This is a genomic window from Paractinoplanes abujensis (assembly GCF_014204895.1).
Taxonomy (GTDB): Bacteria; Actinomycetota; Actinomycetes; order Mycobacteriales; family Micromonosporaceae; genus Actinoplanes; species Actinoplanes abujensis.
This window is the reverse complement of record NZ_JACHMF010000001.1, coordinates 2,852,928-2,872,475: the sequence shown is the minus strand read 5'-3', so window position 1 is coordinate 2,872,475 and position 19,548 is coordinate 2,852,928. Positions and strand designations below refer to the sequence as shown.

The 19,548-nt window shown below is 71.0% G+C and carries 22 protein-coding genes; 13 read left to right on the top strand and 9 right to left on the bottom strand.

What is annotated here, in order from left to right; genetic code table 11:
• Nucleotides 1-139 precede the first annotated feature (139 nt).
• The 4 genes from BKA14_RS12945 (at nt 140) to BKA14_RS12930 (ending at nt 3,994) form a co-directional block, all read left to right on the top strand.
• Nucleotides 140-1,603 (top strand): family 43 glycosylhydrolase, encoded by a 1,464-nt coding sequence (locus BKA14_RS12945; protein ID WP_184951173.1) that lies wholly within the window; start codon nt 140-142, stop codon nt 1,601-1,603.
• Nucleotides 1,600-3,012: a family 43 glycosylhydrolase gene (locus BKA14_RS12940; RefSeq protein WP_184951172.1), complete on the top strand. Its 1,413-nt coding sequence runs from the start codon at nt 1,600-1,602 to the stop codon at nt 3,010-3,012. The genes BKA14_RS12945 and BKA14_RS12940 overlap by 4 nt, the downstream gene beginning before the upstream one ends.
• Before the next feature lie 55 nt (nt 3,013-3,067).
• A complete protein-coding gene (locus tag BKA14_RS12935) occupies nt 3,068-3,739 on the top strand; it encodes a DUF3159 domain-containing protein (RefSeq protein ID WP_184951171.1) in 672 nt (223 codons plus the stop codon).
• 81 nt (nt 3,740-3,820) lie between these two features.
• A complete protein-coding gene (locus BKA14_RS12930) occupies nt 3,821-3,994 on the top strand; it encodes a CsbD family protein (protein WP_184951170.1) in 174 nt (57 codons plus the stop codon).
• A 35-nt stretch (nt 3,995-4,029) separates the two neighbouring features.
• Here the strand turns inward: BKA14_RS12930 and BKA14_RS12925 are convergent, their stop codons facing one another.
• Nucleotides 4,030-4,398, bottom strand: a complete 369-nt coding sequence (locus BKA14_RS12925) for a nuclear transport factor 2 family protein (protein WP_184951169.1) — start codon at nt 4,396-4,398, stop codon at nt 4,030-4,032.
• A 239-nt stretch (nt 4,399-4,637) separates the two neighbouring features.
• On the opposite strand from BKA14_RS12925, the gene BKA14_RS12920 reads away from it, so the two are divergent.
• Nucleotides 4,638-5,219 carry a DUF3455 domain-containing protein gene (locus tag BKA14_RS12920; RefSeq protein WP_184951168.1) on the top strand — a complete coding sequence of 194 codons (582 nt, stop codon included), beginning with the start codon at nt 4,638-4,640 and terminating at the stop codon, nt 5,217-5,219.
• Between the two features lie 73 nt (nt 5,220-5,292).
• A complete protein-coding gene (locus BKA14_RS12915; protein WP_184951167.1) occupies nt 5,293-5,451 on the top strand; it encodes a hypothetical protein in 159 nt (52 codons plus the stop codon).
• A 3-nt stretch (nt 5,452-5,454) separates the two neighbouring features.
• Here BKA14_RS12915 and BKA14_RS12910 read toward each other — a convergent pair whose 3' ends face one another.
• A complete protein-coding gene (locus BKA14_RS12910; protein WP_184951166.1) occupies nt 5,455-6,030 on the bottom strand; it encodes a hypothetical protein in 576 nt (191 codons plus the stop codon).
• 147 nt (nt 6,031-6,177) lie between these two features.
• On the opposite strand from BKA14_RS12910, the gene BKA14_RS12905 reads away from it, so the two are divergent.
• The gene (locus BKA14_RS12905; protein WP_184951165.1) at nt 6,178-6,777 is read left to right on the top strand and encodes a mycothiol-dependent nitroreductase Rv2466c family protein; all 600 of its coding nucleotides are present in this window, start codon (nt 6,178-6,180) and stop codon (nt 6,775-6,777) included.
• 56 nt (nt 6,778-6,833) lie between these two features.
• On the opposite strand, the gene BKA14_RS12900 is transcribed toward BKA14_RS12905, so the two are convergent.
• Both BKA14_RS12900 and BKA14_RS12895 read right to left on the bottom strand, forming a co-directional pair.
• Nucleotides 6,834-7,247, bottom strand: coding sequence for a pyridoxamine 5'-phosphate oxidase family protein (locus BKA14_RS12900; RefSeq protein ID WP_184951164.1), 414 nt, complete (start codon nt 7,245-7,247; stop codon nt 6,834-6,836).
• Nucleotides 7,248-7,323: 76 nt separating this feature from the next.
• Nucleotides 7,324-10,485, bottom strand: coding sequence for a LamG-like jellyroll fold domain-containing protein (locus tag BKA14_RS12895; RefSeq protein ID WP_184951163.1), 3,162 nt, complete (start codon nt 10,483-10,485; stop codon nt 7,324-7,326).
• A gap of 166 nt (nt 10,486-10,651) precedes the next feature.
• Between BKA14_RS12895 and BKA14_RS12890 the strand changes: the two genes are divergently transcribed.
• Genes BKA14_RS12890 through BKA14_RS12870 form a run of 5 tightly spaced genes read left to right on the top strand, consistent with a single transcriptional unit; the run spans nt 10,652 to nt 14,758 of the window.
• Nucleotides 10,652-11,191, top strand: a complete 540-nt coding sequence (locus BKA14_RS12890) for an RNA polymerase sigma factor (protein ID WP_203722781.1) — start codon at nt 10,652-10,654, stop codon at nt 11,189-11,191.
• A complete protein-coding gene (locus BKA14_RS12885; RefSeq protein WP_184951161.1) occupies nt 11,188-11,985 on the top strand; it encodes a zf-HC2 domain-containing protein in 798 nt (265 codons plus the stop codon). The genes BKA14_RS12890 and BKA14_RS12885 overlap by 4 nt, the downstream gene beginning before the upstream one ends.
• Nucleotides 11,986-12,006: 21 nt before the next feature.
• Nucleotides 12,007-12,795 (top strand): ABC transporter ATP-binding protein, encoded by a 789-nt coding sequence (locus BKA14_RS12880; protein ID WP_221477260.1) that lies wholly within the window; start codon nt 12,007-12,009, stop codon nt 12,793-12,795.
• Nucleotides 12,792-14,147, top strand: a complete 1,356-nt coding sequence (locus BKA14_RS12875; RefSeq protein WP_184951159.1) for a hypothetical protein — start codon at nt 12,792-12,794, stop codon at nt 14,145-14,147. Before BKA14_RS12880 ends, BKA14_RS12875 begins: the two co-directional genes overlap by 4 nt.
• Nucleotides 14,144-14,758 (top strand): hypothetical protein, encoded by a 615-nt coding sequence (locus BKA14_RS12870; RefSeq protein ID WP_184951158.1) that lies wholly within the window; start codon nt 14,144-14,146, stop codon nt 14,756-14,758. The genes BKA14_RS12875 and BKA14_RS12870 overlap by 4 nt, the downstream gene beginning before the upstream one ends.
• Before the next feature lie 12 nt (nt 14,759-14,770).
• Here BKA14_RS12870 and BKA14_RS12865 read toward each other — a convergent pair whose 3' ends face one another.
• The 5 genes from BKA14_RS12865 to BKA14_RS43845 are packed head-to-tail and all read right to left on the bottom strand — an operon-like array spanning nt 14,771 to nt 18,735.
• Nucleotides 14,771-16,006: a hypothetical protein gene (locus BKA14_RS12865; protein WP_184951157.1), complete on the bottom strand. Its 1,236-nt coding sequence runs from the start codon at nt 16,004-16,006 to the stop codon at nt 14,771-14,773.
• Between the two features lie 22 nt (nt 16,007-16,028).
• On the bottom strand, nt 16,029-17,105 hold the full coding sequence (locus BKA14_RS12860; protein WP_184951156.1) for a sensor histidine kinase: 1,077 nt from the start codon (nt 17,103-17,105) through the stop codon (nt 16,029-16,031).
• Nucleotides 17,106-18,215, bottom strand: a complete 1,110-nt coding sequence (locus tag BKA14_RS12855) for a sensor histidine kinase (protein WP_184951155.1) — start codon at nt 18,213-18,215, stop codon at nt 17,106-17,108.
• Between the two features lie 4 nt (nt 18,216-18,219).
• Nucleotides 18,220-18,609 carry a hypothetical protein gene (locus BKA14_RS12850; protein ID WP_184951154.1) on the bottom strand — a complete coding sequence of 130 codons (390 nt, stop codon included), beginning with the start codon at nt 18,607-18,609 and terminating at the stop codon, nt 18,220-18,222.
• A gap of 3 nt (nt 18,610-18,612) precedes the next feature.
• Entirely contained in the window at nt 18,613-18,735 is a 123-nt protein-coding gene (locus BKA14_RS43845; protein WP_260416503.1) for a hypothetical protein, read from the bottom strand.
• A 138-nt stretch (nt 18,736-18,873) separates the two neighbouring features.
• Between BKA14_RS43845 and BKA14_RS12845 the strand changes: the two genes are divergently transcribed.
• Nucleotides 18,874-19,530, top strand: coding sequence for a response regulator transcription factor (locus BKA14_RS12845; protein WP_184951153.1), 657 nt, complete (start codon nt 18,874-18,876; stop codon nt 19,528-19,530).
• The last annotated feature ends 18 nt before the right edge of the window (nt 19,531-19,548 follow it).

The window sequence follows — 19,548 nt, the reverse complement described above, 5'->3', positions numbered from 1 at the left end:
GGCGCCTGACCGCGTACGGCGGGAGTTGACGGCAGCGTTGTTATCGTTAACACTACGGCGAAACATGTTGGCAAACTTCGATACAACGGGAGTGCGCCGACATGGTCACGGTCATACCCCCGGATGGAGTGACCCGCCGATGAGCTCCGTGTTTCGAAGACTTCTCGCCCTCTTGCTCGCGGTCGCCGTCGTGTTCGTGCCGGCCTTGCCCGCGAGCGCCGCCCCCGGCCGTACGTATGCGAACCCCGTCAAGCCGGTCAAGGGCGCCGACCCGTGGATCCAGTTCCACGACGGCAACTACTACATGATCTCGACGTCGTGGACCTCCGAACTGACCATGCGCAAATCGCCGACCCTGGCCGGGCTGGCCACCGCGCCCAGCATCCAGGTCTATCGCGAGACCGTGGCCGACCGCTGCTGCAACATCTGGGCGCCGGAGATGCACTTCCTCAACGGCCGCTGGTATCTCTACTACACGGCCGGCGCGGGCGGCTCCAACTACGACAGTCAGCGCCTGCACGTGCTGGAAAGCGCCGGCAGCGACCCCTTGGGGCCGTACACGTACAAGAACCGCATCCAGGGCGGCGGCGCGACCGGCTGGCTGATCGACGGCAGCATCCTCAAGGTCGGCAGCGCGCTCTACGTGATCGCCAGCGCGTTCACCACCGCGACGCAGAACCTGGTCATCGCCCCGTTGAGCAACCCGTACACGGTCAGCGGCTCCTTCACGACGATCTCGACGCCGACCCTGGGCTGGGAACGTCAGGGCGGCGACGTCAACGAGGGACCGGCCGCGCTCTACCGCAACGGCCGCACGATGATCGTGTATTCGGCCAGCGCCTGCTGGGGCCCCGACTACAAGCTGGGCCTGCTCACGCTGACCGGCTCGAACCCGCTGAGCGCGTCGTCGTGGACCAAGGGCGGTAACCCGGTCTTCCAGCGCAGCGACGCCAACAGCGTGTACGGCCCCGGCCACCACGGCATCTTCAGTTCGCCCGACGGCACCGAGAGCTGGATCGTCTATCACGCGAACGACGGTGTGGGTGAGGGCTGCGACAACAACCGCACGACGCGCGCGCAGAAGTTCACGTGGAACAGCGACAACACCCCGAATTTCGGTACGCCGATGCGTCTGGGCACCACCGCACCGGGTCCGGCGGGGGAGACGGCGAGCACGCCGGCCTCGTACCGGGTCGTCAACCGGAACAGCGGGAAGTGCCTGGACGTGGCCGACGGCAACGCCGCGGACGGCACGAACGTGCGGCAATGGGCCTGTAACGGCGCGGCCGCCCAGCACTGGCGGATAGAGGATCAGGGCGACGACACGAATCGCCTGGTCAACGTGGCCACCGGCAAGGCGCTGGACGTGGCCGACTGCTCGTCCGCCGACGGCGCCGACATCCGGCAGTGGACCTGGCTCAACAACACTTGTCAGCGGTTCCGGCTGGTCTACACGGCCACCGGGGGCTGGGTGCGGCTGGTCAACGCGGCCACCGGCAAGGTCGCCGACGTGGCCGCCTGCGGCACCGGCGACGGCGCCGACGTACGGCAGTGGTCGTGGCTTTCCAACACCTGCCAGCAGTGGCAGGTGGTGCCGGCATGAGGAAGCTGATCATCGCGGTCCTGGCGGTAGTCCTGCTGGTCCCGGCCGCACCGGCGGTCGCCGCGCCGCCGGTGGGCTACACCAACCCGATCGCCAGCCAGCGGGCCGACGCCCACATCTGGAAGCACACCGACGGCTACTACTACTTGACAGCCACGGTTCCGGAGTACGACCGCATCGTGCTGCGGCGCGCTACCACGATCCAGGGCCTGAGCAGCGCCGCCGAGACCGTGATCTGGCGCAAGCACACCAGCGGCGAGATGAGCGCGAACATCTGGGCCCCGGAGATCCACTTCATCGACGGCAAGTGGTACGTCTACTTCACGGCCGGGCGCGCCGACGACCGGTTCCGCATCCGCATGTACGTCCTGGAGAGCTCGGCGGCCAATCCGCTCACCGGCGCGTGGACCGAGCGCGGCCGGATCGTCACGCCGTGGGACACGTTCTCGCTCGACGAGACCACGTTCGTGCACAACGGCGTCCGCTATCTGGCCTGGGCGCAGCAGGAGCCGGGCATCGCGACCAACTCGAACCTCTACCTGGCCCGCCTGAGCAACCCCTGGACCATCACCGGCACCCCCGTACGCCTGTCCGTGCCCACCCTTGCCTGGGAGACCCGGGGCTACGCGGTCAACGAGGGCCCGGCCGTGATCGTGCGCAACGGACGCGTCTTCATGACGTACTCGGCCAGCGCCACCGACGCCAATTACTGCCTCGGCATGCTCACCGCCTCGGCCTCGGCCAACCTGCTCAGCGCGTCGTCGTGGACCAAGGCGGCCGGCCCGGTCTTCGCGACCAGCGCGGCCACCGGCCAGTACGGGCCGGGGCACAACTCGTTCACCGTGGCCGAGGACGGGCAGAGCGACCTGATCGTCTACCACGACCGCAGCTATCGGGACATCGCGGGCGACCCGCTCAACGACCCGAACCGGCGTACGCGGGTGCAGAAGTTCTACTGGATCGACGGAGCGCCCACCTTCGGCATCCCGATTCCTGACGGCCTTCATCCCGTACGGCTGAGGTCGCACAACGCCCCCGATCGGTACATCCGGCACTGGGAGTTCCGCGCCCGCCTCGACCCGGACGTGACGGTACTGGCCGACTCACAGTTCCGGATCGTGCCCGGCCTGGCCGGCAACGGCTCGGTGTCGCTCGAATCGACCAACTACCCCGGCTACTACTTGCGCCACCGCAACAACGAGGCCTGGGTCGACCGGTCCGACGGCTCCGCGCTGTTCAGGTCCGACGCCAGCTTCGTACGCCGGGCCGGGCTGGCCGACGCGGCCGGCGTGTCGTTCGAGTCGGTGAACTTCCCCGGCCGCTACCTGCGGCACGTCAACTACCTGCTACGACTCGAGACGGCCGCCGACGCCACGAGCCGCGCCGACGCCACCTTCCACCTGGAGTGAGACCCGGCTCCGGCTGCGGTTAGGCTTTCCTAACCTTGGGGGAACGGGGTGGGGGATGACGCAGCCGGAGTCACTCGCGCAGCTGCTCAACGGGCGGCGAGCCGCGATCGACGCGACCCTGCCCACGATCGGATTCGTCACGGGCTGGCTGGTCTTCGGCCAGTCCATCGGGGCCGGCGCGGTCGTGGCCGTGGTCCTGGCGCTCGGCCTGTCCCTGTGGCGGCTGCGCCAGGGCGACAAGCCCCGCGCGGTCGTGATCGGCCTGCTCGGCGTGTGCGTGGCCGCGCTGATCGCGCTCTACACCGGCCGCGCCGAGGACTTCTTCCTGATCCAGCTGTTCAGCAACGCGGCCAGCGCCCTGGCCTGGGCGGTCAGCATCGTCGTGCGGTGGCCGCTGCTCGGCCTCGTGGTCGGCGGCGTGCTCGGGCAGAAGACCCGGTGGCGGCGTGACCCGGCCTTGCTGCGCTCGTACGGGCTGGCCAGCTGGGTGTGGGTGCTGCAGTACGTCGTACGGGTGGCGGTCTTCCTGCCCCTCTACGCCGCCGGGCAGGTCTTCGCGCTGGGCGTGATGCGCGTGGCTCTGACCTGGCCGCTGGTCGCCGCGTGCCTGGCCGTGAGCTGGTGGGTCATCCGCCGCACCCTGCCGCCCGGCCACCCCGGCCTGCGCCACCCGGTGGCCCCCGCAGCGCCGGAAGCCGCCGGGGAGAAGTCGCACCCGGCGGTATGACTTGTCACACGGCGATCAATGATTGCCGTTCGGCAAGTACGGGTATCACATCATCGTTCGCACGACGATGTGGAGGCTGTCATGGCATTCGACGACAAGGTCGACAACAAGGCCGAAGAGGTCGGCGGCAAGGTCAAGGAGGGCGTCGGCCGGGCCACGGACGACGAGCAGCTCGAGGCCGAGGGCCGGGCCGACCAGGGCAAGTCGAAGCTCAAGCAGGCCGGCGAGAACATCAAGGACGCGTTCAAGTCCTGATCTCGCGAGAACGACGACCAGGCCCCGGCCCGCGATCACGCGGCCGGGGCCTCGTTCACGACGGTGTAGAGCTTGACGATCCGGTCGTTCTCGACGATCGAGATGTCGATCCCCGTGACGACCGGGGGTGCGCCTGCCGGGCCGAGCTGCCACGACAGCATCGCCAGGTTGCCCACCGTCCGCACCGGCCCGACGGGCTGGAAGACGAAGCCCGGGGCCTGGTCGAGCAGTTTCTGCGCCTTGGCGGCGAGCGCGTCGCGGCCGGTCAGTTCCTCCTCGGCGTCGGTGAAGACGACGTCCTCGGCGTAGGTCTCGGCGACGGCCGCGGCCCGCGCCCGCGGGTCACGCTCCCCGAACACGCGCAGCAGGTTGTCGGTGGCCAGTTCCTCGAGGCGACTAGTCATGCGGTGATCGTCGCAGCCTTCGCCTGATCGCGCCGTCGTCTGGATCACGGTCGAAGTGGTAGGTTACTTGCGAGTTACTTATGGCCTGTTTTGACCAGCGTAAATACAAGATCACCCGTTCGTACCACTCCGCGTGGGACAAACGGACCTCATTGATGCTCGTCGTGATCTGCCGGGGCCGGGGATCCGTGTTGGCGGGCGAAGGGGCGACGCTCAGCGCCCCCAAATGAGGAGATCTCATGCTTGACACGAAGCGTTCCCGGGTCCGCGCCGCCGCTGGGGCCGGCATGGTGGCTGTCGTGGCCACCATCGGCGCGGTGACCTTCAACGCCTCCGCCGCGGAGCAGGCGCCCGTCGCGCCGGCCGCCGTGGGTGCCGACGCCCGCGCGGTCTCCATCCCGGGCATCCCCGCGGCCATCAAGCCGCCCAAGGGCGCCAAGCCGATCGGCGCTTACATCGTCGCGAGCGGCACCCAGACGTACACCTGCAGCGCCAACCTCAAGTACGAGGGCGGCTCCACTCCCGAGGCGCAGCTGATCGGCACCGGCGGCCGCGTCCACCACTTCGGCGGCCCGAGCTGGCAGTCCACCCGCGACGGTTCCAAGGTCACGGCCAAGAAGGAGGCCGAGAGCCCGCGCGCCGGCACGATCCCGGAGCTGCTGCTCAAGGTCGACACCAGCACCGGCGGCGGCGTGCTCGGCAAGGCCACCTACATCAGCCGGCTGCTCACCTCGGGCGGCACCGCGCCCACCGAGGCCTGCACCGCGGGCCAGACCAAGGCCGTGAAGTACGGCGCGGTCTACGTGTTCTGGACCAACTGACCCAACGCGATTCTTCCCGGGGCGTCGGCCGAGAAGGCCGGCGCCCCGCGTTGTGAACCGAACGAGCGGGTGCGTGCTCATCGTCCTCACCGTTCCCGTGACGGCCGGCTTCCCGGCCGTCGAGGCCGCTGTGAGGGCGTGGACGACCGCCCGTGACTGCGGCTGGGAACACGGCAACGTCCACGACGAGGACGGCAAGCCGCTCGACTGGTGGGCCGGGGAAGCGGGCTGAGTGTCAAAGGCAGGGCGGCGTGTAACGGTCGACCTTCAGCCCGCGGAACTCCAGCTTGTTCGGTGTCTTGCCGACGAAGACGAAGCCGCGCGCCTCGCTCAGCGCCGTGGCGAACGTGTGGGCCGGGGTGCCCAGTTCGGTCACCGGGCCCCACGCGGACGGGCGGAAGCTGAAGAACCGCGTCACCGTGCGGCCGTGGGTGGACGGGACGCGGGTGGCCCACTGCGCGCCGCCGCTCCAGTGCGAGGCCGGGCGCAGCTGCAGGTAGACGTCGTCGGTGGCGCTGTACGTGAGGCGGAACCCGTGCGATCGGGACAGGTCCACCTGGGCCTCGAACTCGTTGGCCAGCCACAGCACCGCGACGTGCCACTCGTCGTTCAGGAAGTTGATCTTCGCTGCATAACCGGGACCGTGGCGGGCCGGGACGAGCATGCTGCCGGTGGCGGGCACGGTGGTGCCTTCGCCGCTCGCGATCCACTGCTGGTAACGGTCGATCGACGGGGTCGCGCACTCGCGAGGGGAGTGGCCGGCGGGCAACGGACTGGCCAGCATCACCACGGACAACAGCGCCGCAAGCATCGGAAACCCCCACGAGACGAATTAGTAAGTCTTGTTCAGAGTTACCGGAGGATCCGGCGGGCAGTCAAGTTCATCGATGGAATTGGCCCAGTCGATCACGCCCGGATTGGCGTGCCGGAAACTTCGCTCAGCAAGTACTTTGGGACCGTGACGAAAGTTGACTTCTACTTCGACCCGGCCTGCCCGTTCGCCTGGATCAGCTCCCGCTGGATCCTCGAGGTCGAGCAGCAGCGCGAACTCGACCTGCGCTTCCGCGTGATGAGCCTGTACGTGCTGAACGAGAAGCGCGACCTCGACGACTGGTACCGCGACCTGATCAACCGTGCCCTGGGCCCGGTCCGCGTGCTGACGGCCGCCGCCCAGCAGCACGGCGAGGGCGTCCTGCGCGACCTCTACACCGCCATGGGCACCCGCATCCACAACCAGCAGCAGAAGGACTTCGAGATCGTCGTACGGGAGGCGCTCGCCGAGGTCGGTCTGCCCGCCGAGCTGGCCGAGGCCGCGAACAGCGCCGACTACGACGAGGCGCTGCGCAAGAGCCACCACGAGGGCATGGACCCGGTGGGTGAGGACGTCGGCACCCCCACGATCCACATCGACGGCGTGGCGTTCTTCGGCCCGGTGCTCAACAGCATCCCGCGCGGCGACCAGGCCACCAAGATCTTCGACGGCGCGGTGGCCCTGGCCGGCTACCCCGACTTCTTCGAGCTCAAGCGCACCCGTACGGGCGACCTCAACTTCGACTGAGCCCGCGCAACCGGCGGGTGGCGGATGCGCTCCGGCCGGGGCGCATCCGCCCGCTGTCAGGCCGCGAAGCGGTTCACCTTCTCCGGGTGCAGCACGAGGCGGGTCATGCCGCCGGCCTTCCACTCCTCGACCAGCTGCTGATGGGCCGGGACGCTCATGTCGTAGTAGCGGTCGGCCAGCCGGGCCGCCAGCTCCGCGCCGCCGTCGTCGTGCAGCGTGACCGTGCCCTCGACCGACACCCAGTGTTCCGGTTCGCCGACCGGGGCGGTGACGACGACGGAGGCCCGGGGCTGGTCGCGCAGCTGCGCCAGTTTGGGTGCCCCGGGGTCGGAGAACATCTGCAGGGTGCCGTCCGGGGCGGCCTCGAACCACACCGGGCGGGGTGCGGGCCAGCGCTCGCCGCGCGGTGCGACGGTCAGCAGGGCGTAGAGCGGACGGGCCAGCAGTTTCAGATCCTCGTCGCGAAACATGTGATCAACAATGACACGGCGGCGGCCCGCCCACGCGTCGCGCGGAACGGGCCGCCGCCTCGTACGGGAACCGGGGTCAGGGTTTCTCGGCCGTGTGCAGGGCCGCGACCTCCTCGTCGCTCAGCGCCCGGTTGTAGGCGTGCACCTGGTCGACCGCGCCCGACCAGTAATCGGTGCGGTTGCCGGCGTATTTGGCCCGGCCCACCGCCAGCGGACCGGTGCTGACCACGTCGGGACCGGCCGGCACGGCGGCCGCCCGTTGCCCGTCGACGTAGAGCCGCACCTCACCGGTGGCGTGTTCGCGCACGCCGACCAGGTGGTACCAGCGGTTCAGCTCGGGCGTGACGGCCAGCCGGGCCCGGTTGCCGCCGGGGGTGCTGAAGGCGAACGCGCCCTGCCCGTACTGCAGGTAGAACGGGTTCTCGGTGACCCGGCCGTCCTGGCTCACCGCCGACGCGTAGTTGCCCGGCAGCTTGTCCAGCGTCACCCAGGCCGCCACCGTGTAGTCCTTCGTGGTGTCGAGCACGGGCCCGGCGGTGTCGGCCGAGTCGCCGTCACCGTCGAACGTCAGAGCCTTCCCCCGTACGCCGCCGGTCCAGGCGGTGTTCCCGGAGAGCGTCAGATCGGCCTTGCTCCCGCTGGTGTCGCGGGCCGTGCCGCCGCTGCCCTCGTCCAGGCTCCAGTCGCCGCGACCGGGGTACGACGCCTCGGTCACCGGGTTCGCGCCGGCCGCGACGACTTCGAGGTTGATCGCCCGTACCGGAGCGGGGTTGACCTTGATCTCCCGGCGGTCGTAGGTCCAGAGCCCGTTGAGCTCCGTCTCCAGGTCGGTGATCTGGGTGTAGACCGAACCGGAGAGCTCGGCGGCGGCCGCCTCCAGGTAGAAACGCCGGGTGTTGTCGACGTACTTGGCGGTCAGCGCGGCCTTGTCGGCGACGCCGCTGTAGATGACGGCCGGGGGGCCGGGCCACATGTGCCCCGGCGTGCGCAGCGTGAAGCCGCCGTGCTCGCCGTCCATCGCGATGCGGGTCGCGTCCGGGAAGGCCGGGTCGGTGTTGTTGTAGTCGTGGTGGTCGATGACTTCGCCCTTGCCCGAGTCACCCTTGGAGGCGCAGCAGTTGACGCCGCTGTGCGCGTTGAGGATGCGGGACGGGTCGGCCGCCTTCATCTGCTCGGCGATGCGGCCGGTCTCCTCCCGGTTCCACTCGCCCCAGCCCTCGTTGAACACGATCCAGCCGATGATCGACGGGTAGCTGTGCAGCTGCTTCATCATCTCCCGGCCCTGGCTCAGGAACGCCTCCTGCCCGGCCGTGGAGGTGATGTCGGACGAGACGAAGTCCTGCCAGACCAGCAGGCCCAGCTCGTCGGCGTGGCGGTAGAAGCGGGCCGACTCGACCTTGATGTGCTTGCGGACGGCGTTGAAGCCCAGCTTCTTCGTCTCCACCAGGTCGAACTTGAGCGCCGCGTCGCTGGGCTGGGTGTAGAGGCCGTCCGGCCAGAAGCCCTGGTCGAGCGTGGCCAGCGAGAAGATCGGCTTGCCGTTGAGCACCAGCTTCGGATACGCGCCGACCTTCTTGACCTCGACCGTGCGCAGACCGAAGTAGCTGCGGACCTTGTCGGTCTGGCCCAGCTCGACGTCGAGGTCGTACAGGTAGGGGTTGTCCGGGCTCCACAGCTGCGGGTTGCTGATCTTGACGGTGAGGTCGGTGCCGGCCACACCCTTAGCCTCGCCGGCCTTCTTGCCCTTCTTGTCGCGGGCGGTGACGGTCACCGGGCCGGCGGCGCTCGCGTTGACGCGCACGGTCACCGAGTTCAGCGTCGGGGTGGTGACCACCTCGGTGATCGCGGCCGGGGCCACCGGCTCCAGCCACACCGTCTGCCAGATGCCCGAGGAGGGCTCGTAGACGATGCCGCCCGGGTTGAGCGACTGCTTGCCCTTGGGCTGGTCGGGCCCGGTCACGTCGGTGACGGCGACGATGATCTCCTGTTGCCCGCTGCGTTTGAGGGCGTCGGTGATGTCGGCCGTGAAGGCGTTGTAGCCACCGGTGTGCTCGGTGACCAGCTTGCCGTTGACCCAGACCTTGGCCTGGTAGTCCACGGCGCCGAAGTTGAGCTTGACCCGCTTGTTCCGCCAGCCACCGGGCACGGTGACCAGCTTGCGGTAGAACATGTGGTCCTCGCGCCGCTCGAGGCCGGACAGCTGCGACTCCACCGGGAACGGCACGGTGATTTTCTCGGCCAGCTTCTTGCCGAAGACCGGCTGCTCACCCGCCTCGGCCCCGGCGAACTCCCACGGCCCGTTCAGGTTGAGCCAGTCCTTGCGGACCAGCTGGGGGCGTGGGTATTCGGGCAGCGGGTGCTTCTTGTCCAGCTTGTCGCCCCACGGGGTGGTCAGGCGGTGCGTGGAGTTGTTGGTGGCCGAGCGCTGGAACTCCGGGACGGTCTCGCCGCCGGCGATCAGGCCGCCGGTGCCGTCGTAGCTGACCCGTACGCGCTGATTCCTCTGGATGGTGGCGCCGAGCATCAGGACGAGCTTCTTGCCCTCGCGCCGCACCGATGTGATCGGGAACGGGGTGGTGTCGACCTCGACCCTGGCCTTGGCGGCGAACTGCCCGATCGTGTCGACGCGCCCGTCGAACTCCGCGGTCAGCTTCGTGCCGCTCTTGTCGACAGTGAAGGCGACCGGGAAGACCTGGAAGCCGTCCGGCGGGGTGAACGCGGACTCGGGCACGATCTGCTTGGCGATGCCGGCTCCCGCCCACCGCAGGAAGAGGTTCGCGCCGCCGACGTCCTGGAACATCTCGATCCGTACGGCGTGGGCCTCGCCGGCCACCAGCCGCACGGGGGCGCTGGTCTGCTCGACGTCCCAGTCGCCGACCCAGTGGTCGATCACCGGCTGGTCGTCGAGGTAGAAGCGGAACCCGTTGTCGCCGATCATCGAGAACGTGTAGTCGCCGGTGGCCGGGGCGGTCAGCTTGCCCGTCCAGCGGGCGGTCGTGTGCTCGGTGCGGCCGGTCAGCGACTCGAACGATCCGGCCAGGCCGGGCAGGTCGATGTTGGGGTCGAGCACGGTGCCGCCGAGCTCCGCGAAGTCGCGGGCGCCGGGCGCCGACATCCGGAAGTACTCGCCCTTGAGGCCGTTGACGGTCACGGCGGCCTGGGCGGAGGCGGGAACCGCGAGGACGGAAGCTATCAGGGCGAGGGCCAGGAGAAGTGGTCGCACGAGCGATCGCGGCATCGAGTGTGTTTCCTTTCGATCAACAGCGCGTTGCGACCACATTGAGGCATCGAAATATGTGATGTCAACAGAAGGCAACACGACCGGACACGTTCGTACGTGTGACCGGCGTCACATGATCTCGTGATCCGTGGCGGTGGTCCCCGTCGTCTGACCGGATGTGAGAGTGACCGAGCTGGACGAGGAGCATCTGCTGCGGCGCGTCGCGCGGGCCGATCGGGCCGCGTTCGACGAGCTGTACCGGCGCACGTCGCCCTGGCTCGCCGTACGGCTGCGGCGGCGCTGCGCCGACGACGGCATGGTGGCCGAGGTCATGCAGGACACGTACCTGGCGGTGTGGCGGGCCGCCGGCTCGTTCGCCGGGGTGCAGGGCGGGGGCAGCGCGGCCGGCTGGCTCTGGACCATCGCGGCCCGCCGCCTCGTCGACGCCATGCGCAAACGGGCCCGTCACCCGGAGACCCCGGCCGAGGAGCTTCCCGTACGCAGCACGCCCGCCGCGGAGGACGAGGCGCTCGCCGGCTCGATCGGCGACGAGGTCGGCGCCGCCCTGGCCCGCCTCGCCCCCGAACTGCGCGAGGTGCTGCACGCGATGGTGCTGGACGGCCTGACCGTACGGGAGACCTCGATCCTCCTCGGCCTGCCCGAGGGAACCGTGAAGAGCAGGGCCCGGCGCGCCCGGACCACCTTGAAGGAGGCCCTGTCGTGAGCAAGCACATCCCGGCCGCCTCGCTGGCCGCCTACACCGCCGGGGACCCGGCCCTGGACGACACCGCGGTCTGGACGATCGAGGTGCACCTGGAGAACTGCGGCGACTGCCGCGCCCGGCTGGCCGCGGCGGCCCCGCCCGCGCTGACCACCCTGCTCGACGACGTGCAAGTGATGATCGACAGGGGGGTGCGTACCGGACCCGAGCCGGTCCGGCGACGCGCCTGGCGTCACTTCGCGCACCGCTGGGCCATGTGGGAGCTCGTTCCGTGGCTGGCGACCATCGCGGTCGCGGTGGCTGCCGCCTTCTTCCTCGACCGCACGTTCCCGCAGCGGCCGTCGCTGGTGCTGCTGCTGGCGCCGATCGCCCCGCTCGCGGGCATGGCCGTCGCCTGGTCCCGGCGCCGCGACCCGGGCTGGGAGATCGTGGCCGGCACCGCCCGGGCGGGCCTGGAACTGATGCTGCGGCGCACCACGGTGATCCTCGCGGTCGTGCTCCCGCCGCTGGCCCTGGCCGGGTGGCGGCTGGGCATGTCACCGGCGCTGTGGTTGCTGCCCGCCCTGACCTTCACCGCGGCCACGTTGCTGCTGGGCGGCCGGATCGGGGTGGTGCGGGCGGCCGCGATCCTGGGCGGCGCCTGGTTCCTGGCCGTCGTGACCCCCGCCGTCATCACCGCCGACATCCCGGTCCTGATCGAGCCGGCCAGCGCCCCCGGATGGGCCGTGGCCGCCCTCGCCGGCACCGTTCTCGCAGTCTGGCGCGCCGGCGACTACCGGCACGCCAACCCCCGATAACTGGAGGAAACAGTGGTACGCATGGTGAGTGCGACGGAGTTGCGTCCGTCGACCAACGCCTGGCCCATCGAGGCCGACCGGTTGAGCGTCAAGGCCGGCAAGCACCTGGCCGTCGACGGGCTCGACCTCAAGCTCGGCGTCGGCGTGCACGGCCTGCTCGGCCCGAACGGCGCCGGCAAGACCACGCTGATGCGCGCGCTCTCGACCGTCGAGCGCCCGTCCGGCGGCCGGCTGCGGCTGCTCGGCGAGGACGCCACCGACGGCCGGGCGCTGCGCTCGCTGCGGGCCCGGCTCGGCTACCTGCCCCAGCATTTCGGCTTCTACCCGCGGTTCACCGTGCGCGAATACGTTGAATACGTGGCCTGGCTGCGCGAGATGCCCAAGGCCGGCATCCCCGAGGCCGTGCAGCGGGTGATCGAGCGGGTCGGGCTGGCCGACCGGGCCGACTCGCGGCTCAAGACGCTGTCCGGCGGCATGCTGCGCCGCGTCGGCGTGGCCCAGGCCATCGTCAACAGCCCCGACGTGCTGCTGCTGGACGAACCTACTGTCGGGCTCGACCCCGAGCAGCGCGTCGAGTTCCGCACGCTGCTGCGCGACCTCGGCACCGACAGCTGCGTGCTCGTCTCGACCCACCTCGTCGAGGACGTGGTCGCGGCCTGCTCCGACGTGGTCATGGTCAACCTGGGCAAGCTCGTCTGGCAGGGCGTGCCGGCCGAGCTGATCAGCCTCGGCGAGCACGGCGGCGTCGGCGACAGCCCGGCCGAGCGCGGTTACAGCACCATCCTGGCCGGCCACCGGAGCGCGGCATGAAGCGGATGATCGCCATCGAGCTGCGCCGCTCCAACGCGCTGACCCTGGTGCTGCTGCTGATCGCGGCCAGCCTGGCCGGTCTGCTGCTGTCCGGCAACGACTGGACCGCCACCTGGATCCGGTTCTCCTACCTGCACGGGACATCGTTGTTCCTGCTGCTCCCGCTGGCCCTGGCCGGGGGCGCGGTGCTCGGACGGCGCGAGAAGCGCACCCACGCCGACGAGCTGATCGCCAGCACCGGGCGGCCCAAGGCCCAGCGGCTGCTGCCCGGACTGCTCGCCGTCGGTCTCGCGGCCGGTCTCACCCACCTGGTGGTCTTCGCCGTGGCCGGGCTCATGCCCGCGATGACGGGCAGCTACGTCGGCCTGACGGCGCTGCTGTGGCCGCTGACCGGCACCCTCGCGCTGATCGGCGGCGTCTGGCTGGGCCTGGCGGCCGGCCGGGCGTGGGCCTCCCCGCTGGTGCCGCCCCTGGTCGCGGTGCTCGCGCTGGTCGCGCAGATCGGCCTGTCCGAGGTGGGCGGGCCCGGCGGGACGTCGGCGCTGCGCAACCTGTCACTGTTCAGCCAGCCGCCGAGCTACGACTGGGAGACCATCACGCCCCGGACCCTGATCGGCTGGACGCTGCTCGGGCTGGGCCTGGCCGGCGGCGGCTATCTGCTCGCCACGGGCCGCAGCTGGCTGCCCCGGGTGGCCGCCGTGGCGGTCATGGCAGTCGCCTTCGCCGGCGCCGCCGTGGTGCCGGGCACGAAGCAGACCGACCACTACCGTATCGACGCCGGCGCGCAGAAGCTGGTGTGCGCCGACGGCGCCCCGCAGGTGTGTGTGACCGCGGTCCACGCGTACGTCCTGGACGACGCCGCACCCCAGGTCCGCAAGGCGATGAAGCTGCTCGCGAAGCTGCCCGGCGCCCCGACCAAGGCCGCCGAGTGGCGCGCCGACGAGGTCTACGGCTTCGAGGACGCCAACTGGATGAACGGCGGCACGACCCGGCCCGAGCCCGGCACGCTCAACTTCGACCTGGTGCTGGACGACAACAAGATCAGCGAGCAGCTGGTCGAGAACATCGTCGTCGGCGCGGGCACCTACTGGAACGGGTGCCAGCAGGGCTGGGACGTCGTCGCCGGGCACGCGGCCGGGGCCTGGCTGATGGGCACCGACGAGCTCACCGGCGTCGACGACGGCAGCGACCGCTACCCCGACATGCAGCAGCAGATGAAGGAGGTCCTGGCCGCCCTGCGCGCCGCGCCCGAGAAGGAGCAGATCCGCCGGGTTGCGGCGATGCGCGACGCCGCGCTGAGCTGCGGCGACACCGATCAGGTGGCCATCCTCACCGGCAAGGCGTCCGCGTGATGCGCTGGCTCACCCTGTACGTGCGGTCCCGGCGCCTGCCGCTGGCACTGCTGGTGTCGGTGGGCGCGGTCGTGCTGGTGTGGGGCGGCTGGGGTTTGTTCACCGACCGGCGCGACATCAACGAGAGCCTGGCGTTGATGACCGTCCTGCTGGCCCTGGCCCCGCTGATCCCGACGATGGCCGGCGACGACGACTCGCTGGAGTCGGGCGCCGCCCTGAACTGGCCGCCGCGGCGGGCCCTGCACGTGATCGCCTTCGCCGCCCTGACGTCGGTGCCGCTGCTGGCCAGCGCGGCCACCGGCGCCTGGTTCGGCCCGCCGGGCACGGTGCTGCGCAACGTGGCCGCGCTGACCGGGCTGATCGCCCTGGGTGTCGCCCTCTTCGGCATCCGGGTGTCCTGGCAGCTGCCGTTGTGCTGGGCCGTCCTGCAGATCCTGCTCGGCGGCCTGTCCGAGCCGGGCTGGAAGGAAGCGCCGTTCCTGCTGATCCAGCCGGCCGGCAGCGAGACCGCCGCGGTCACCGCGATCGTGCTGTTCGTCGCCGGGGTGGTGGCCTACGCCTGGCGGGTCGGCCCCCGCGTCGCCCCGGCCGAGGTCGCCTTCGGTCAGTAGTCGCTTCCGGCCTCACTGTTTGCGGCGGATCGTGTAGTGCAGCGTGAGGAACGGCATCCCGTACAGGGAAAAGGAATGCTCGGCCCGGAGCTCCTGACTCTCCACGAAGACGTCGAGCTGTTCGGCGAACCCGTGCACGGCGAGAGTGGTGAGCTCGCGGCTCCCCGGGTCGATGAAGGTCAGGTAGTGGCCCGGGTGGGCGAGCTCGCTGCGGCTGGTCAGCACGAGCCCGCCACCCGGGCGGGGCAACGGCAGCAGGGTGGCCGTGAAACTGCCCTGCGGCACCGGGAACCCGACACTGACGAAGCCCCGGTCCTCGTGCCGGTAGGTCGTGTAGATGCCCACATAGATCGGCTCGTCGGTGTCGGCGAAGGACCGGATCCACCCCCGTACGCCGATCAGGTCCGCGCCGTCCGGGGTGATCGTGTCGATGCGGCTGCGCACCCCGCGCAGCGTCTCCCGCTGATTCATCGGCACGTTGGCCTGCCCCAGCGGCCGCGCCACGAGCGTGCGGTACAGCAGATAACCCGGCCGCACCCAGAGCTTCCACTCGGGCACGATGTCGAGCTGGAACCGGGTGGTGTGCTCGTAGAACTCACGCACCAGCGGATCGACCCGGCCGGGCGCGAACTGCGGGCCCGCCAGGTCGTCGAGCGAGGCCACGATCCCCACGTCCGCCGCGTCGGCCTGATACTTCCCGCCCAGCACCTCGGCCAGCCCGCGCACGTAGCCGGTGCCGACATAGCCCGTACGGGCCTCGAGCGGCACGACGAACGGCAACTCCGCGGCCGCGACCCGCTCGGCCAGCAGATCGATCTGCGCGTCACGGAACAACAGCGCCGACAACACCCGGAAACCGACCACGGCCGTCGCCGCCACCGCGGCCGGGTTGGCGTCCCGCCGCGCCCGCCAGGCCGCGCCGGCAACCGCCCCGACCACCGGGCCGAGCGCCACCTTCTGCGGCCGCAGACCGATCGCGCCGGCCGCCGCGCCCGCCACCAGACCCACCGGCAGCGGCCCGGCCTTGGTCACCCACCCGGTCTGCGCCGCCACCGCGCCGCTCATGACCACCCGCGACCACCAGGGCGGCACCTCGCCGGGGCGCGGGCGCGCCCGGGCCACCCCCTCGACCGCCGCCAGCACGGCCGCCCCGCCCAACGCCCCGGCCACCCGGCGCCGCCTCGCCAGCGCGGCCCCGGCCAACGCCCCCAAGCCGGCTGCGAACGCGATCCCCGCGGGTCTGCTCATGCGCGCATGGTAGTGCCGCCCCCTATCCCCGGAACGCCGCCTCCACCACCCAGCCCCCGCCCGCCACCGGCCCCGCCGAAAAGCTGCCCCCCACCTCCAGCACCCGTTCCCGCAGCCCGGACAGTCCCCGCCCACCACCCCCGAGCTCCAACGGTTCGCGCCCCGGCGCCCCGTTCTCCACCCGTACGGCCAACCCCCGCTCCACCCCCGTGACAACGACACGGACCGCGGTCCCGGGCGCGTGCCGCAACGCGTTGGTCAGCCCTTCCTGCACCACCCGGAAGGCGATGTGCGCAACCGGCGCCGCCACCCCGTCCCGGGCGCCCTCGAAGCGGCACGTCACGTCGAGCCCGTGGCGGGCCGCCCGGGTCACCACTTCCTCGATCAGCGACAGGTCGGGTGCACCCACCTCGGTGCCGCCGAGCAGGTCGATCAGGCGTTGCAGGTCGGCTCGTCCTTGCCGGGCCGATGCGGCGATCGCGTCGAACGCCGCGGCCGCCCGTTCGGGGTCGCGCCCGACGAGCCGTTGCCCGGCCGCGGCCTGAATGATCATGACGCTGATCGCGTGGCCGACGATGTCGTGCAGTTCGGCCGCGATCCGCGTGCGTTCGTGCCGCAGGGCCAGTTCGGCGAACAGTTCCCGTTCCTGTTCCAGCTCGCGCCCGCGCTCGGCGAGCTGCCGCGCGGCTTCCCGGCGCAGACGCAACACGGTGCCCGCCACGAAGGCCGGCACGCTGAACATGGCCAGCGCCACCCACGACGAGTCCACGATCGACCAGAGCAGCCCGAGGTACGCCACCAGGCCCGCGCCCGCCGCCCAGGCCGCCCGCCCACCGAACGCCAGCGCCGCCACCCCGGCCAGCATCGCCATGATGACCAGCGCCGGATCGGGGAACCAGCGGTCACCGGCCACCAGCGCCCCGGCCAGCCACAGCGTGCCCCCGGCCGCCGTGACCAGCCGCGGCCGTTCACGCCATCCGAGCAGGGTGAGGCCTGCCGCGACCAGCAGCACGGTCAGCGGGCTCCAGCGCCCCGCGATCGCCGTCGGCACCACGACCACCCCGGTCACCAGGACCGCGATCGCCGCCTTCTCCGGCATTCAGCTCAGCACCGGCAGTTGGGCCACGACCAGCACCCGGCCGCGGGCCACCTTCACGTCGACCGAGCCGCCGAGCAGCCGGGCCCGTTCCCGCGCCCGTGTCACCGCCGCGCGGACCTTCCCGCCCCGGCCGGCGGCGCCGTTCACCCGGATCTGCAGCGCCTCGTCGGAGAACCGGATCGCCACGTCGAGACCGTGCAACGCCCCGGCCAGGGATTCGACGATCCGGAAGGCCGACAACTCCACCGTGGCCGGCAGCGCCCGCGGATCCCCGGTGACCGTCAGGCGGGCATCCGCGGCCAGCAGCGCCTCCAGGTGGGCGAACGTCGGCGAGGGGGTGAGGTCGGCTTCGCCGCCCCGCAGCAGGCCCACCGCTTCGCGCATGTCGTCCATGGTTTGCCGGCTGTCCGCCTCGATCTGCTCGAGCAGTTCCCGGCTGCGGGCCGGTTCCAGACCGCCGGCCGACTCGGCGGCCCGGCCGATGCGGTCGAGCCGTTCCTGCAGCAGCCCGTCGAACTGCCGCGACAACCGGGCCCGGTCGTCGGCCACCACCAGCGCGGCCCGCTCGTCGCGCAACTGCCGCAGCTCCTCGTCGCGGCGCTGCAACTCCCGGTTGAGCGCGCTGCGGTGCCGGGCCGCCCGGCCCACACCGAACACGAGCAGCGCCACCGGCACGGCCAGGACCATGGTGCCGGGCCCGGCCGACGCGTCGACCACCAGGACGGCGTAACACAGCAGCACGGTGACGGCCAAGACGAACCAGGCCTTCGTACGGGGGTGGGAAAGCGCACCGAGGAACGTGAGCACGAACGCCAGGGGCAGCCCCGCGCCGCACCGGGTCACCCAGCCGAACAGCAGGTCGTGCAGCACCATCACGGCCAGCGCGATCACGCTGACGACCAGCACGCTGCGCCGCCACCACAGCATCGGGACCGTGGCGGCGGCGAACAACGGGACCATCCACACCGAGTGCGAGTCGAGCGTGTGGACCGCCGCACCGGCCGCCACCTCGCGGGCGAACGCCGCGTCGTCGGTCGTGACTCCGTAGCCCATGAGCACGACACCGAGCGCGGTCAGCACGCCCGCGACCAACCAGTCGACGGCCTTCATGGTTTCAGGCCACCGCAGGCACCGGCGCGTTGGCAACCCGTCGATCGGCCCGTTTCTGCACGTAGAACCCGATGCCGTAGAACAGTGCGGCGCCCGGCAGGGCTATCTCCAGGCCGCCCGGCAGCCCACCGATCGACGTGTCCTGCGCCAGCACGAGCAGGATCAGCGCGGCCACCCCGGCCGACCCGATCGCCTGGTTCCGCCGATTCCCGGCGAAGCGCGCCACCGCGTACGACAGGGCGAACGCCAACGGCAGCCCGACGCCGCACCGGGTGACCCAGCCGAACGCCACCAGGTGGACCGCCATCGCGGCCACCGACGCTCCGACGACGGCCAGGACGTTCCGCCGCCGCCCCAGGATCGGCGCGGTGGCCAGCAGGAACACCGGCAGCATGAACTACGATCGGCTCTCCGTCGGATGGGCCAGGGACTCCTCGTCGAGCCCGTTGACGTTGCCGGCCATGAGCAGCGCGCCGGCCGCGGTGAGCAGTGTCGCCAGTATCCAGTCGGTCTTCTTCATCGCTTGCTCCCTCGTCGTTTTCCCGAACGCTAGGGATCGGCGGGGGTAGCCTTCGTCGGCCTCGAGGACGAAGTCGGCGGACGGCATCCTCCGCAGGGATGACCCGTCGGCGCCCGCCGGTTCGGCACAATCGCAGGTGTGATCCGGGTGCTGATAGCCGACGACCAGACCCTGGTCCGTACGGGGTTCCGCGTCATCCTGGAAGCCGAAGGTGACATCACAGTGGTGGCCGAGGCCGGTACCGGCACCGAGGCGGTCCGGCAGGCCCAGCTCGCGGAGCCCGACGTGGTGCTGATGGACATCCGCATGCCCGAGCTCGACGGCCTGGGCGCCACGGAGGAGATCCTGCGCCGGCCCGACCCGCCCACGGTCGTCGTGCTGACCACCTTCGACCAGAACGAGTACGTCTACCGGGCGGTGCGCGCGGGGGCGGCCGGCTTCCTGCTCAAGGACGCACCGTCCAGCCGGCTGATCGCCGCGGTGCGCGCGGCGACCACGGGCGATTCGCTGATCGAGCCGTCCATCACGCGCCGGCTGGTCGAGCGGTTCGCCGCCCCGGCCGCGCCTGCGGGGCCACCGCCCGAACTGGCGGCGCTGACCGACCGCGAGCGCGATGTGCTGCGGGCCATGTCGCGGGGGTTGTCCAACGCGGAGATCGCGGCCGAACTGGTGGTGGCCGAGACGACGGTCAAGACGCACGTCGCCCGCATCCTGACCAAGCTTTCCCTGCGCGACCGGGTGCAGGCGGTGGTGCTCGCGTACGAGTCGGGCTTCGTGGCGCGCCGCGGCCGCTGACCGGCGTACGGGGAAGTA